The 13,733-nt window shown below is 69.3% G+C and carries 12 protein-coding genes and 1 pseudogene; 5 read left to right on the top strand and 8 right to left on the bottom strand.

Annotated features, from left to right (window positions below):
- Positions 1 to 80: 80 nt before the first annotated feature.
- Entirely contained in the window at positions 81 to 1,937 is a 1,857-nt protein-coding gene (locus Y694_RS14945; RefSeq protein WP_011828076.1) for a methanol/ethanol family PQQ-dependent dehydrogenase, read from the bottom strand.
- Positions 1,938 to 2,116: 179 nt separating this feature from the next.
- On the opposite strand from Y694_RS14945, the gene Y694_RS26010 reads away from it, so the two are divergent.
- Entirely contained in the window at positions 2,117 to 3,445 is a 1,329-nt protein-coding gene (locus tag Y694_RS26010) for a sensor histidine kinase (RefSeq protein WP_036233895.1), read from the top strand.
- Positions 3,442 to 4,074 (top strand): response regulator transcription factor, encoded by a 633-nt coding sequence (locus tag Y694_RS26015; RefSeq protein ID WP_193373376.1) that lies wholly within the window; start codon positions 3,442 to 3,444, stop codon positions 4,072 to 4,074. The genes Y694_RS26010 and Y694_RS26015 overlap by 4 nt, the downstream gene beginning before the upstream one ends.
- Before the next feature lie 72 nt (positions 4,075 to 4,146).
- On the opposite strand, the gene Y694_RS14960 is transcribed toward Y694_RS26015, so the two are convergent.
- Positions 4,147 to 6,285: a sigma-54-dependent Fis family transcriptional regulator gene (locus tag Y694_RS14960; RefSeq protein ID WP_036233900.1), complete on the bottom strand. Its 2,139-nt coding sequence runs from the start codon at positions 6,283 to 6,285 to the stop codon at positions 4,147 to 4,149.
- Positions 6,286 to 6,565: 280 nt separating this feature from the next.
- Here Y694_RS14960 and pedF point away from each other — a divergent pair, with 280 nt between their 5' ends.
- A complete protein-coding gene (gene pedF, locus Y694_RS14965; protein ID WP_036233902.1) occupies positions 6,566 to 7,039 on the top strand; it encodes a cytochrome c-550 PedF in 474 nt (157 codons plus the stop codon).
- On the top strand, positions 7,036 to 7,866 hold the full coding sequence (locus tag Y694_RS14970; RefSeq protein ID WP_036233904.1) for an ABC transporter substrate-binding protein: 831 nt from the start codon (positions 7,036 to 7,038) through the stop codon (positions 7,864 to 7,866). The genes pedF and Y694_RS14970 overlap by 4 nt, the downstream gene beginning before the upstream one ends.
- A gap of 26 nt (positions 7,867 to 7,892) precedes the next feature.
- Here the strand turns inward: Y694_RS14970 and ruvC are convergent, their stop codons facing one another.
- The 6 genes and pseudogenes from ruvC to dusB form a co-directional block, all read right to left on the bottom strand.
- Entirely contained in the window at positions 7,893 to 8,447 is a 555-nt protein-coding gene (gene ruvC / locus Y694_RS14975; protein ID WP_011828082.1) for a crossover junction endodeoxyribonuclease RuvC, read from the bottom strand.
- Entirely contained in the window at positions 8,447 to 9,421 is a 975-nt protein-coding gene (locus Y694_RS14980; protein WP_011828083.1) for a phosphatidate cytidylyltransferase, read from the bottom strand. The genes ruvC and Y694_RS14980 overlap by 1 nt, the downstream gene beginning before the upstream one ends.
- Positions 9,418 to 10,043, bottom strand: a pseudogene (locus tag Y694_RS14985) (lysophospholipid acyltransferase family protein). The gene Y694_RS14980 and the pseudogene Y694_RS14985 overlap by 4 nt, the downstream one beginning before the upstream one ends.
- 51 nt (positions 10,044 to 10,094) lie before the next feature.
- On the bottom strand, positions 10,095 to 11,690 hold the full coding sequence (gene purH / locus Y694_RS14990) for a bifunctional phosphoribosylaminoimidazolecarboxamide formyltransferase/IMP cyclohydrolase (protein WP_011828085.1): 1,596 nt from the start codon (positions 11,688 to 11,690) through the stop codon (positions 10,095 to 10,097).
- A 47-nt stretch (positions 11,691 to 11,737) separates the two neighbouring features.
- The gene (locus Y694_RS14995) at positions 11,738 to 11,977 is read right to left on the bottom strand and encodes a Fis family transcriptional regulator (protein ID WP_036233906.1); all 240 of its coding nucleotides are present in this window, start codon (positions 11,975 to 11,977) and stop codon (positions 11,738 to 11,740) included.
- Positions 11,974 to 13,014 (bottom strand): tRNA dihydrouridine synthase DusB, encoded by a 1,041-nt coding sequence (gene dusB, locus Y694_RS15000; RefSeq protein WP_036233908.1) that lies wholly within the window; start codon positions 13,012 to 13,014, stop codon positions 11,974 to 11,976. The genes Y694_RS14995 and dusB overlap by 4 nt, the downstream gene beginning before the upstream one ends.
- Before the next feature lie 116 nt (positions 13,015 to 13,130).
- Between dusB and Y694_RS15005 the strand changes: the two genes are divergently transcribed.
- Positions 13,131 to 13,613, top strand: coding sequence for a YqaA family protein (locus Y694_RS15005; RefSeq protein ID WP_011828087.1), 483 nt, complete (start codon positions 13,131 to 13,133; stop codon positions 13,611 to 13,613).
- Positions 13,614 to 13,733: the final 120 nt, after the last annotated feature.

The raw sequence follows: 13,733 nt of genomic DNA on the forward strand, positions 1-13,733 counted from the left end.
TTGTCGTCGGCCGAAGGGGAGTGAGGACGAAGGGGCGGGCCGGCGGGGTCGCCGGTCCGCCCCTCACGAGCGGGGTCTGCCTACTTGGGCAGCTTGAAGACCCACATCGAGCCGCCCTGCGTGACCTTCTTGGTCATCTCGGCCATGTCACCGCCCCACAGGGGCACGGCGCCGCCGTAGCCCGACTGGATGCCGACGTACTGCTCGCCGTCCTGCTCCCAGGTCACCGGGACCGAGACCACGCCCGAGCCGGTCTGGAACTTCCACAGTTCCTTGCCGGTCTTGCTGTCGAAGGCCTTCACGTAGCCGTCGGAGGTGCCGGTGAACAGCAGGCCGCCGGCCGTCGTCATCGTGCCGGCCCACAGCGGGAGCTTCTCCTTGTGTTCCCACGCGATCTTGCCGGTCACCGGGTCGATTGCCCGCAGCGTGCCGACGTGGTCCTCGTACAGCCGCTTGATGCGGAAGCCCTGGCCGAGGTAGGCCGAGCCGGCCTTGTAGGTCAGGTGCTCGGTCCAGTAGTCCATCGCCCAGTGGTTCGCCGGGATGTAGAACAGGCCGGTGTCCGGGCTGTAGCTCATCGGCATCCAGTTGGTGCCGCCCAGGAACGGCGGCGACACGAAGATCGACTCGCCCTTGTCGGCGCCGGGCTTGGGGGCCGGCGGACGGTTGTTGTTCTCGATCGGCTTGCCGGTCTTCAGGTCGAAACCCTTGGCCCAGGTGATGCCGTCGACGAACGGCCACGCACCGAGCAGCGCGGTCGGCTTGTTCGGATAGCCGGCGCCGGTCGCGAGCTTCTCGCGGTCGGTCACGAAGAAGAAGCCGTTGCGGTCGGCATGCGCGCCGGCCTTCACCAGCTTGCCGGACTTCGGGTCCTTGTACTCGAACAGCACGATCGAGTTGTTGCCCGAGAAGTCCCAGGCATCGTTCGGCGTGTGCTGGAAGAAGCCCTTGAGTTCGCCGGTCGACGCATCGACGTAGGCCTGACCCGAGGTGAACAGGCTGTCCCAGTTGCGCGGGTCGTCGCCTTCCTTCGTGCGCTTCCAGGTGTTCCACGGCGCCGGGTTGCCGGTGCCGATCACGATGGTGTTGTTCTCGGCATCGAACGACGCGGTCTGCCACGGCGCGCCGCCGCCCTGGTGCCACGCCTCGACCAGCTTGCCGTCCTTGTCACGCGGCCACGAGGGGGCCTTCGCATCGCCGGTCACCGTGCTGTCCTTGCCGTTCAGGCGGCCCATGTGGCCCTCGACCATCGGGCGAGCCCAGACCTCGGCGCCGGTGTCGGGATCGCGTGCGAACAGCCATCCGACGACGCCGAACTCGTCGCCCGACGAGCCGTGGATCAGCAGCACGCGACCGGACTTCTTGTCCTTCACGATGAAGGGCGCGCCGGTCATCGTGTAGCCCACCTTGTGGTCACCGAACTTCTCGTTCCACACCACCTTGCCGGTGGCGCGGTCCAGCGCCACGACGCGTGCGTCGAGCGTACCGAAGTAGACCTTGTCGCCGTAGATGGCGGGGCCGCGGTTGACGACGTCGCAGCACGGACGGATGTCGTCGGGCAGGCGGTGTTCGTAGGTCCACAGCTGCCGGCCGGTCTTCGCGTCGAGCGCCGTGAAGCGAGAGTAGGAACTGGTCGCGTAGATCACGCCGTCATGCACCAGCACCTGGCCTTCCTGGCCGCGCTGCTTTTCGCCGCCGAAGGAGTGGCTCCATGCCGGGACGAGCTTCTGCACGTTGGCGGTCGATATCTGCTTCAGCGGGCTGTAGCGTTGGGCCTTCAGGCCCAGACCGTAGCTCAGGACGTCGGTGCTCGTGCGGTCGTCGTTCGAGATGTCTTCCCAGGTGACGTTCTTGACGGCGTGCGCACCCTGGGACAGTCCCAGGACGGCCAGCGCCGCTGCGACGGACAGGGCGTGACGGACGGGATGCTTGCTCATCGGTATCTCCTCATGTTGTGGTGTACGAGCGAGCCGGAGTCTAGGAAGCGGGGTCCACGGTGTATCGGGAGATCGCCCGCGCGAGATCGGGAGATCCTCCCGCTCGCCGCGATCGGGTCAGGAATGACGATTGCTGCCTGCCCGGTGTGCATGCGATCGACGTAGCAAAGGAGACACCCATGGACTTGAGCAAGCGCCTCGTGGTCTGGCTCGCCTTGCTCGCGGCGCTGTGGCTGGGGATCACGCTGGTCTACACCGCCGTGGCGCTGCGCTCGGGCATCCAGGACGAGATGCAGGGCGCCAACGCGGTGGTGGAACTGCTGTCGACTGCTGCGGAGGCAAACCTCGGCGACGCGCACAGCCAACTCCGGCTGCAGGCCCTGCTCGCGGAGGGGCATGCACGGCACCTGCGGGTGCGCTGGGCCGATGAGCCGAGTCAGGACAACCTGGAGCAGGTGTCACTGCTCCACGACTACGCTCGCCGGCTGGCGCCCGCGGGAAAGCCCGTGGCCCAGCACCGCATCGCGATCGGTCCGCGAACGCTGATCGTCGAACCGGCGCCCGACAGCGAGATCGACGAGGTACTGGGCGATGTGCTGCCGTTGCTGCTGCTGTTGCTCGTGGCCGGCGGGGCGATGCTGTTCGGCGTGTGGTGGATCGTGCGCCAAGCGCTGGCGCCGGCCAGCGTGCTGTGTGCCGGACTGGCCCGGCTGCAGGCCGGCCAGCCGGAACCGGGCTTCCCGGCCTTGAGGCTGCGCGAGTACGCGGCTATCGCGCGGGGCATCGACGAGCTCGCCGCCGGACTGGCCACGGCGCGGTGCGAGCAGAGCCGGCTCACCCAGCGACTGATCGACGTGCAGGAGCGCGAGCGGCGCAGGCTGGCGAGCGACCTGCACGACGAGTTCGGCCAGCATCTGACCGCCATGTCGGCCACGGCTTCGCTGCTTCAGCGCCATGCCGCACGGCTTGATCCGGTAGAGCTGGCGCGCTGCGCGGACCAGATGGTCGCTTCGCTGGGATGCATCCGACTGCAGCTGCGCACGCTCTTGAGCCGGCTGCGGCCGCACGGGCTCGAGGCCGAAGGACTGGCGCACGAACTGGCGGGCTTGATCGATCGGGCCCGGGCTCATCACCCAACGGTGACGATCCGGGCCGACATCGCCGTGCCGCTGCCGGCACTGCCAGAGGATGCCGCGCTCGCGCTCTACCGCAGCCTGCAGGAAGCGTTGACGAACGCCTACCGACACAGCGGCGCCGGCGAAGTGCAGGTTCGTATCGATGTGCCGGCCGTGCAGCGTGTGCGGATGCGGGTGATCGACGATGGCTGCGGCCGCGCCAGTGCGCTGCCGCGGGGGTGGCCTCGGCCTGCTCGGCATGCGCGAGCGCCTGGCCATGGTGGGTGGCGGATTGCGACTGGTCGACAACGCCGGTCCTGGCCTGTGCGTCGAAGTCTGGGTGCCGGTGCCGGCCGTCGCCGTCACCGAGTCACTCGAGGGAGAAATGCTTGATACACGTCTTGCTGCTTGACGATCACGCGGTGGTGCGGGCGGGGTACCGGCAGCTCATCGATGCCGAGCCCGACATGTGCGTGGTCGCAGCCTGCGCCACCTCGGCTCAGGCCTGCGAGCAACTGCGCCTGCAGCAGATCGACGTCGCCGTCGTCGATCTCAGCCTGAAGGACGACAGCGGCCTGCAGGCCATCCAGAGATTGCGCGCCCGGCTGGCCTCGCTGCGGATCCTGGTGTTCACGATGCACGCCCAGCAGAGCTATGCACTGCAGGCCTTGCGCGCCGGTGCGCTGGGCTACCTGACCAAGGACTCCGACCCGCAGGCGATGCTGGATGCGGTGCGTCAGGTCGCTCAGGGCCGCCGGGTGTTTTCCAGCGAACTGGTCGAGGCGATGCTCGATCCCCTGGAAGTGGAGCGCGGCGGGCCGCTGCGGCAGCTCACGCCGCGCGAGTTCGATGTGCTGCGGCTGGCCGCCCAGGGCCTCGCGACGCGTGCGATCGCCGAGGCCATGCACCTCGGCGACAAGACGGTGCTGAACTACATGTCGCTGATCCGGCAGAAGCTGGGTGCAGCGAACGACCTGCAATTGCTGCGGCTGGCGGCGCAGAACGGCCTGGTCGAGCTCTGACCACGGCGCGGTGCCGGCGCCGACGCAGATCCGTCCGGACCTGGTTTTCGCCGGCACTGCACCCGGTGGCGCTCAACGGCCGGCGCCTGGCGGCCAGTAGAGCTTGCGGTAGATCGTGTTGCGGCTGATGCCCAGTCGCCGGGCGGCGACCGAGATGTTGCCGCCGGCCTCGGCCAGCGCGCGGCGGACGGTGTCGTGCTCGAGCTGGTGCAGCGTGCTGCGTCCGCCCGGCGCTTCGCCGACCTGGGCGCTGCCGAGGCCGTCGGGTGCTGCCGCGTCCGAGGGTTGCGGGTTAGTGTGCTGGGCCATGCTCACCGGCGGCCGAGAGGCGGCGACCGAGGCGGGCTCCTCGTCCAGTGTGCGACGCGCATCCTGCAGAAAGTCTTCGGACAGGTGGTCGACGGTGATCACGGCATCGTCGCCAGCCATCGCCACCGCGGTGCGCAGCACGGTGGCCAACTGGCGGATATTGCCCGGCCAGCGGCAAGCCTGCATCAGCCGCAACACCTCGGCGTCGAGGCGCAGCAGACGACCACGGCACTCGCGCTTGAGCAGCTTCTCGGTCAGCGCCAGCAGGTCGGTGCGCTCGCGCAGCGCCGGCAACTGCACCACCAGGCCGTTCAAGCGGTAGTACAGGTCCTCGCGAAACTGCTTGCGGTCGATCAGTTCTCGCAGCGGTTGATGGGTCGCGCTGATGACCGACACATCGACCGGCAGCGCCCGCGTGCCACCGAGCGGCGTGACCTCACGTTCCTGCAGCACCCGCAGCAGCCGCGCCTGCAGGCCCAGCGGCATGTCGCCGATCTCGTCGAGGAACAGCGTGCCGCCGTGCGCCTGCAGGACCTTGCCCACGGCGCCCTTGCGGCGCGCGCCGGTGAACGCGCCTTCCTCGTAGCCGAACAGCTCCGACTCGATCAGGGTCTCGGGGATCGATGCGCAGTTGACGGCAATGAAGGGGCCGCTGGCGCGGCGCGAGCCCTGGTGGATCGCGCGGGCCAGCATTTCCTTGCCGGTGCCGGTCTCGCCCTGGATCAGCACCGGGATGTCGCGGTCGAGCACTCGCTTGACGCGCGTGACCACGTCGTCCATGCGCGCATCCCCGGTCTGCAGCTGTCGCAGGCTCGGCGACGGCGGCACGGCATTGGGATGGGCCGTCGGTTCGCGAGCGGTGTCGGGCAGCGCGTCGCGGGCGGCCGGCTCGCGGGCCGCCTCGTGGGCGAGCGCCTCCGGCTGATCGTCACGGGCGCGGCCCAGTTGGTGCCAGCCGGTGCCATTGAAGCGGGCGTTCGCATGGATCTGGCGGCCGTCGGGCAGGCTCAGCTCCAGTGGCGTCGACAGCGTCGAGCCGAAATGGTCGACCAGCGCTCCGAGCGACACGCCGAACAGGCCGGTGACCGTGTTCATCCGCAAGGCCGCGCCCGACAGGCGCAGCATGTCCAGTGCGGCGCGATTGGCGGCCAGCAGCTTGCCGTCCTGCCCGACGGAGACGATGCCTTCCATCAGCGTGCCGAGATAGTCGCGACGCAGGTGGAAATGCAGGCGCAGGGTCTGGTGGCTGTCCTCGATCAGCCAGTGGTTCTGGATCATGCGCGCCGACATCTTCACCAGGCCCATCGTGTGGACGTGGAAGGAGTGGTGATCGCCGCTGACGTCGAGCACGCCGACCAGGTTGCCGCGCGGATCGAAGATCGGCGAGGACGAGCAGGTCAGGAACTGGTTGGCGTGGACGAAGTGCTCGTCGGCATGCACGATGGTCGGCGTTTCGGTGACCAGCGCGGTCCCGATGGCGTTGGTGCCCTTGCTCGATTCGCTCCAGTTGACGCCCGGCGCCAGCGCGACCTTGGACGCACGCGTCAGGAAGTCGTCGTGACCGATCGAATGCAGCACCGTGCCCTGCACGTCGGTCAGCAGCACCATGCTCTGCGTCGCGAGAATCTGCTCCAGCAGCATCTCCATCACCGGCACCGCATGGAGCGACAGACAGCGGTTGCGCTCCCGGGCCACCGCCAGATCCGAGCGCATCAGCGGGGTGTGGTCCGGCGGCCGGATCGGGCTCAGCCGCAGCGAGGCACAGCGTTCATGCGACTGCGCGATGGTGTCGACGTGACCCGGGTCCGGCGGCAGCCAGACGCTCGTCGCGGAATGGCCGAACCCGGACGGGCGCCGGCTGTCACGCTGGGCAGCGCGCGTGGCGGTGGGGGATGCGGTCATCGTGTCTCCTTGGGGGCGTCAGCCTCTCGGGCGGCCGGCAGCCGCCTCTGCTGTGTGTCCATTGCCTAGGCGTTTGAACGCCTTGTCGTCACTGCCTGAATCGTCCCCCTGTCACCGTGCCAGCCTGGCCCTGCGGCACATCCATGGGGAGCGTCAGTATGCTCCAGTGTGGAGCAAAATGACGGTGTGAACCGTCACGAGCAGGGGTTCGGGGCAGAACTGTGGCGATGGCACATCACTTGCACCCTCGGACTGTCCCTCTGATTTGGAGCATCTTTCTATGAACTTTCGTACCCAGTGCCTGCGCCATCTCGTCGCGCTGAGCCTGATCGCCGGCGCCGCGGGCGCCTACGCCCACGGGGACGTCACGCCGCAGGCCGTCGATACCCAGTCGCTCCCCGCGCTCGGTGATACATGGCGCGCCGAGAATCCGTACCGCAAGAACGACGAGGCCATCAAGATCGGCACCTCGGCCTATAACCAGAACTGTGCCCGCTGCCATGGCCTGGAGGCCATCTCCGGCGGGATCGCTCCCGATCTGCGCAAGCTCGACGGCGAATGCGCCACGCTGAAGGACGACAAGAAGAAGGCCGCCTGCGTGAAGGAAATGGACGAGTATTACGCCACCACGGTGCGCCACGGACGCACCCGCAACGGCGCCGTCTACATGCCGCCGTTCGAGGGCGTGATGCAGCAGGAAGCGGTCTGGGCCATCAAGAGCTACCTCGAAACCCGCCGCGAGAAGCCGCTGTGATCTCCCGTCGCCGGTTGCTGGGGGCCTCCGCGGCACTGGCGCCGCTGTCCGCGCCGCTCCGTGCCGAGGGCAGCGCGCTGGAACGCGTGCGGCGCAGCGGGAGGCTGGTGGTGGCGGTCTACCAGGACATGCCGCCGTTCAACCTGAACGGTCAGGGCGTCGATGTCGATCTGGCCGCGGTGCTGGCCGACAGCGTGGGCGTGCCGCTCAGCCTGTTGCCGATCCCGGCCGGCGAGAGCGTCGGCGACGACCTGCGCAACGCCGTCTGGCGCGGCCACTACCTCGGCTGGGGTCCGGCCGACGTGATGCTGCATGTGCCGATGGACCGCCCGCTGATCGAGGCCAATCCGCAGGTGGAGGTGTTCGGCGCCTACTACCGCGAGACGGTCATGCTGGCCTGGGACAGCGAGCGCGGTCCGACGCCCGAGACCATCGAGGCCCTGCGCGGGCAGAAGATCGCGGTGGCGGGCGTGTCCCTGCCGGGCTACCTGCTGGCCAGCGCCGACTCCGGCGCCCTCCGCGACACGCTCAGCACCCAGCACGCCGACGGCGTGGCAGCGGCGAAGACCCTGCTCTCCGGCGAGGTGGTGGCGGCCGCCGGCCTGGCCTCCGAACTGGAGGCGACGCTCGCCGGCCAGCCGCGCTACAAGATCGTGCCGCTGCCGCCGATCCCGCGAGCGCCGCGCAACGGCTGGGTGGTCGGCTGTGCCGTGAAGCGCGGCGCGACCGACCTGGCGCAGGTGATGCAGCGCCGCCTGATCGACCTCAACAACGGCACAGGCCTGCGCGATCTCTTCCGGCGCCACAACGTCGTCTGGCGCGGCTGATCGCCGCCGACCGGCCTCGGCGCCGGTCAATAGCTGCGGCCCTTGCGGTATTGCGCATGGGCGCGCCGCGCCAGCGGGCTGACGGCGGCGATCGCCGCCTGCGACGCGCCCGCGTGCGCATGGCAGACCGCGAGGCCGAGCGCATCGGCTGCGTCCCGGCTCGGCTCACCGGGCAGCGACAGCAGCCGCGCCACCATGGCCTGCACCTGCTCCTTGCGGGCGTGGCCGTGGCCGACGATCGCCTTCTTCATCTGCAACGCGGTGTACTCGGCCACGGCCAGATCGCCCGACACCAGCGCCGCCAGTGCCGCGCCCCGGGCCTGACCGAGCAACAGCGTCGATTGCGGATTGACGTTGACGAACACGATCTCGACCGCGGCGCAGTCCGGCTGGTAGCGCGCCGCGACCTCGCGCACACCCTCGAAGATGATCTTCAGCCGCCCCGGCAGGTCGCCGTTCGGCAGCGCGTCGGTGCGTACCGTGCCGCTGGCGATGTAGTGCAGCCGCGACCCCTCGCACTCGACCACGCCGAATCCGGTGGTGCGCAGCCCTGGATCGATGCCGAGGATCCGTGTCGCCATCAGAAGCTCAGGTTGAAGTACCAGCGCACGGAATGGAAGAACACAGGCGCCGCGAAGCACAGCGGCGCCACGCGGTCGAGCAGGCCCACCGCACCGGTGACCGAGGCGCGGTTGCCCCAGTAGTGCACGCCGGCGTCGCGCTTGAGCGCCTTCATCACGAACTCGCCCATCGTGCCGCAGGCACTGGCGATCAGCGCCATCACCATCGCTTGCCCCGGCTTGAAGGGTGTGATCCAGTACAGCAGACCGCCGACGATCGCCGCCACCAGCGCGCCGATCAGCCAGGCACGGTAGCTGAAGCTGCGGCTGATGTGGCGCGCCACGGGGCGGCGGCGCAGGCGCCGGCTCGCGGCCTCCTGAGCGATGTGGGCCACCGCGACCACCAGCACCAGGAAGAACACCAGGAAGGCCCCGCGATCCTCGCGGTTCGGAAACTGCAGCAGCAACAGCGCCGGTGTATGGCTCATGCCGTAGACGCAGACCATGATGCCCCACTGGATCTTCGCGTTGCGCTCGAGGAAGCGCTCCGGGTCGCCGGCCAGCGCGCTCACCACCGGGATCGCCAGGAAGATGTAGACCGGAATGAAGACCGAAAACAGGTCGAAATTGCGGTTGGCCACCAGCAGGTACTGCAGCGGCAGCACGATGAAGAAGGCCAGGATCAGGCTGCGGTGATCGCTGCGCCGCGTGTGCATCAGAGTGATGTACTCGCGCAGCGCCAGGAAGCTGAGCACGCCGAACAGCAGTGTCGCCCCCGCCGCACCCGACACCCAGGCGAGCCAGAACACCGAGGCGCCGATCCACAGGGCGCGCAGCTCGCGCTTGAACCGTTCGTGCCGGTCGCGGCTCTCTTCACCGCGCTCGCGCAGCGAGCGCAGCAGGGCCACGGCGCTGATCAGCAGCAGCGCGCCGAACACCAGCAGGAACAGCAGGCCCACCTGCTGCGAGGCACTGAGCTGCCGCAAGCCGCTCATGCCGCGACGTCCTTCAGCACGACCACGGCCGCGCGTGCGCGGTCGAGGAAGTCGCGCTTGCTCTCGCCGGGCGTCAGCGGCGCCAGCGGCGCGCCGAAGGTCACCGAGCACAGGATGGGCACCGGCACCACCTCCCCCTTGGGCATCACGCGCTGCACGTTGTCGATCCATGCGGGGATCAACTGCACCGTGGGGAACTGCTCGGCCAGGTGGTACAGGCCGCTCTTGAAGGCCTGCGGGTCGCCGCGGTTGCTGCGCGTGCCTCGGGGAAGATCACCAGCGAGTCACCGCTTCGCAGGGCCTCGACGAGGGGCTCGAGCGGGTCCTGGTCGTCCGTGCGCTGGCGCGCCACGTAGACCGCGTTGAACACCTCGCGCGTGATCCAGTGGCGCAGCGGGCTGGCGGTCCAGTAGTCCTTCGCGGCGATCGGCCTCGTACGGGCGCGCAGGTCGCGCGGCAACGCGGCCCAGATCAGCACCCAGTCGAGGTGGCTCTGGTGGTTGGCGAAGTAGATGCGCTGCTCTGCCTTCGGCGGGCAGCCGTACCAGTGCCCCTGCGCCCCGGTGATGAGCCGTGCCAGGAAGGACAGCAGCAGGCCTACCGAGTCGGCGGCGGCGGACATGGTCCCCTGCTATTCGGAGCACGCGCCACAGGGCCCCGCTGCCGGCCGTGCTCAGTGCCTGAAGTGACGCACACCTGTCAGCACCATCGCGATGCCGCGTTCGTTGGCGGCGGCGATCACCTCGTCGTCGCGCAGGCTGCCGCCGGGCTGGATGACGCTGCGCGCTCCGGCATCGGCCAGCACGTCGAGGCCGTCGCGGAACGGGAAGAAGGCGTCGCTCGCGACCGCCGAGCCGGCCAGGCTCAGGTCGGCGTGGCTGGCCTTGATGCTGGCGATGCGCGCGCTGTCGAGCCGGCTCATCTGGCCGGCGCCGACGCCGAGCGTCATGCCGTCGCCGCAGAACACGATGGCATTGCTCTTGACGAACTTGGCCACCTTCCACGCGAACAGCAGGTCGGCCAGCTGTCCGTCGGTCGGCGCCAGCTTCGTGACGACTTTCAGGTCCTGCAGTCCGAGCACGTGGTTGTCGGCGCTCTGGATCAGCAGACCCGAGCCGACGCGCTTGATGTCGTGCGAATTGAGGCCGCGCGACCAGGCGTCGGGCGCGTCGCGCTGCACGCCGTCGAGCGAGATCTGCAGCACGCGCGTGTTGGCCTTGGCGGCGAACACGGCGCGCGCCTCGTCGGTATAGCCGGGGGCGATCAGCACCTCGACGAACTGCTTCGCGATCGCCTGCGCTGCCGCGCCGTCGACCGGAACGTTGAAGGCGATGATGCCGCCGAACGCGGAGGTCGGGTCGGTGCGGAAGGCCTTGCCATAGGCCTCGGCCGCGTTGGCGCCGAGGGCCACGCCGCAGGGGTTGGCGTGCTTGACGATCACGCAGGCCGGCCCGTCGACGGAAGCGTCGAAGCCTTTCACGCACTCCCACGCCGCATCGGCGTCGGCGATGTTGTTGTACGACAGCTCCTTGCCCTGCAGCTGCACGGCGCTCACCAGCGAGCCAGGCGCCGGGTGCAGGTCGCGGTAGAACGCGGCGCTCTGGTGCGGGTTCTCGCCGTAGCGCAGGTCCTGCAGCTTGACGAAGCGGCCGTTGCTTTGCGCCGGGAACTCGGCGCGCGTGCCGTCGGGGCGCAGCGCCGACAGGTGGTCGCTGATGGCCGCGTCGTAGTTGCTGATGCGGTTGAAGGCCGCGACCGCAAGCGCGAAGCGCGTGCTCTCGCTCACCCGGCCGTCCTGCTGCAGGTCGGCCAGCACGCCGGCGTACTGCGAGGCGTCGGTCAGCACCGCCACGTCCTTCCAGTTCTTGGCGGCCGAACGCACCATCGCCGGTCCGCCGATGTCGATGTTCTCGATCGCGTCCTCCAGCGTGCAGCCGGGCTTCGCGACTGTGGCCTCGAAGGGGTAGAGGTTGACCACCAGCAGGTCGATCGTCTCGATGCCGTGCGCGGCCAGCGAGGCCATGTGCGCCGGCAGGTCGCGGCGCGCCAGCAGGCCGCCGTGGATGGTCGGGTGCAGCGTCTTCACGCGACCGTCGAGCATCTCGGGGAAGCCGGTGTGGTCGGCCACCTCGGTGACCGGGAGGCCGCTGTCGGCCAGCAGCCTGGCCGTGCCACCGGTCGAGAGCAGCTTCACGCCCAGCGCATGCAGGGACCGGGCGAGTTCGACGATGCCGGTCTTGTCGGAAACGGAGAGGAGGGCGGTGGCCATGGCGGTCGTGGAAGCGGGGTAGGGGCGGAAAACGGAGTACGGCGCGCTCAGGGCTTGATGAGCTTGTGCTCGAGCAACTTGCGCCGCAGGGTGTTGCGGTTGATGCCCAGCCACTCGGCGGCGCGTGACTGGTTGCCTTCGGCGTGCTGCATCACCACGTCGAGCAGCGGCTTCTCGACCACCTGCAGCACCATGTCGTAGATGTTGCGCGGATCGGCGCCGCGCAGGTCCTTGAAGTAGGCATCGAGGCCCTCGCGAATGCACGCGTCGATGTGCTTCTTGGTCATGCAGCCTCTTGTTCGAAGGACGGTTCGAGCGCCGCTGCTGCTTGCGGCAGCAGCTCATGCTCGACCCCGAGGGCATCGAAGAAATCGCCGACAGCGGCGACTTGCGCCTCGCAGCGCTCCAGTGTGTTCATTCGGGCGCGGAACAGGGCACCGCCCGGCAACGCGTGCACTGCCCAGCCGATGTGCTTGCGCGCGGTGCGCACGCCGGCGTATTCGCCGTACAGGCCGTAGTGGTCGTGCAGGTGTTCGATCAACCAGGCCTTGGCCTGCGCGGTACGCGGCGGCGGCAGGCGCTCGCCGGTGGCGAGGAAGTGCGCGATCTCGCGGAAGATCCACGGCCGCCCCTGCGCAGCGCGGCCGACCATCACCGCGTCGGCGCCGGTTGCGGCGAGCACGTCGCGCGCCTTCTCGGGCGAGTCGATGTCGCCGTTGGCGACCACCGGCACCTGCACCGCGGTCTTCACCGCGCGCACGGTGTCGTGTTCGGCCGAGCCGGCGTAGCCCTGCTCGCGCGTGCGGCCGTGCACCGTCAGCATCGCGATGCCGAGCGACTCGGCGCCGCGCGCCAGCGCCACCGCATTGCGGTTCTGCATGTTCCAGCCGGTGCGCATCTTCAGCGTCACCGGCACGCCGTGCGGCGCGCAGGCGGTGACCACCGCCTCGACGATGCGCAGCGCGAGCGACTCGTCGCGCATCAGCGCCGAGCCGGCCCACACGTTGCAGACCTTCTTGGCCGGGCAGCCCATGTTGATGTCGATGACCTGCGCGCCGCGGTCGATGTTGTAGGCGGCGGCCTCGGCCATCATCAGCGGCTCGGTGCCGGCGATCTGCACCGCGATCGGCGCGACCTCACCGTCGTGGTTGGCACGCCGCGAGGTCTTCAGGCTGTGCCAGAGTTCCTTGCGCGAGGTGACCATCTCGCTCACCGCATAGCCGGCGCCGAGCCGCTTGCACAGCTGGCGGAACGGTCGGTCGGTGACGCCCGCCATCGGTGCCACGAACAGCCGGTTCGGGAGCTCGATCGAGCCGATGCGCAGGGGAGACACGGGAGGCGGTGTGCTTAAAAAGAGGGCAGAGTATAGCGGCGCGATCCGGGCAGGTCGGGCACCGATCGGTGGCGCTGCTTGCTGCGCTGCATCGACAATCCACATCGATGGAGAGCTGGCTCGAATCGATGCTCGCCGTGCTCGCGTTGCCGAAGTTCGGCCTGAGCACGGTGTTCGTCGTCGCCTTCGTCTCGGCCACGCTGCTGCCGTTCGGTTCGGAGCCGGCGGTGTTCGGCCTGGTCAAGCTCGACCCGCAGTTGTTCTGGCCGGCCGTGCTGGTGGCCACCGCCGGCAACACGCTCGGCGGCGCGGTCACGTGGTGGATGGGTTACGGCGCCGAGCGTGCCTACGAGCGCGTGAAGCACAGGCCGGCCGACGCGCGCGTGCTGAAGTGGCTCGAGCGCTTCGGCCCGCCGGCCTGCCTGCTGAGCTGGCTGCCGGTGGTCGGTGACCCGCTGTGTGCGGTGGCTGGCTGGCTGCGGCTGCCGTTCTGGCCCTGCCTGCTCTACATGGCGATCGGCAAGTTCGCGCGCTACCTGACGATGACGGCGCTGCTGCTGTGGGTGTTGCCGGGGCAGTTTCACCCCTGACGAGCGGTGCGCTCCGGCGCCGCCGTCAGGCCGTGAGCGCGGCGTCCAGCGCGTCGAGCGTCGTCTCGAGCCGGCGCAGCGCCTCGTTGGCGCGGCCGACCGGCGTCGGGCGCGTGTCGA

It is taken from the genome of Methylibium sp. T29-B (genome assembly GCF_000576225.1).
Taxonomy (GTDB): Bacteria; Pseudomonadota; Gammaproteobacteria; order Burkholderiales; family Burkholderiaceae_C; genus Methylibium; species Methylibium petroleiphilum.

Excerpts from the sequence above, each read along its gene's own strand:
- Y694_RS14945 (WP_011828076.1), bottom strand. The coding sequence starts at position 1,937 with ATGAGCAAGCATCCCGTCCGTCACGCCCTGTCCGTCGCAGCGGCGCTG.
- Y694_RS26010 (WP_036233895.1), top strand. The coding sequence starts at position 2,117 with ATGGACTTGAGCAAGCGCCTCGTGGTCTGGCTCGCCTTGCTCGCGGCG.
- Y694_RS14960 (WP_036233900.1), bottom strand. The coding sequence starts at position 6,285 with ATGACCGCATCCCCCACCGCCACGCGCGCTGCCCAGCGTGACAGCCGG.
- pedF (WP_036233902.1), top strand. The coding sequence starts at position 6,566 with ATGAACTTTCGTACCCAGTGCCTGCGCCATCTCGTCGCGCTGAGCCTG.
- ruvC (WP_011828082.1), bottom strand. The coding sequence starts at position 8,447 with ATGGCGACACGGATCCTCGGCATCGATCCAGGGCTGCGCACCACCGGA.
- Y694_RS14980 (WP_011828083.1), bottom strand. The coding sequence starts at position 9,421 with ATGAGCGGCTTGCGGCAGCTCAGTGCCTCGCAGCAGGTGGGCCTGCTG.
- purH (WP_011828085.1), bottom strand. The coding sequence starts at position 11,690 with ATGGCCACCGCCCTCCTCTCCGTTTCCGACAAGACCGGCATCGTCGAA.
- Y694_RS14995 (WP_036233906.1), bottom strand. The coding sequence starts at position 11,977 with ATGACCAAGAAGCACATCGACGCGTGCATTCGCGAGGGCCTCGATGCC.
- Y694_RS15005 (WP_011828087.1), top strand. The coding sequence starts at position 13,131 with ATGGAGAGCTGGCTCGAATCGATGCTCGCCGTGCTCGCGTTGCCGAAG.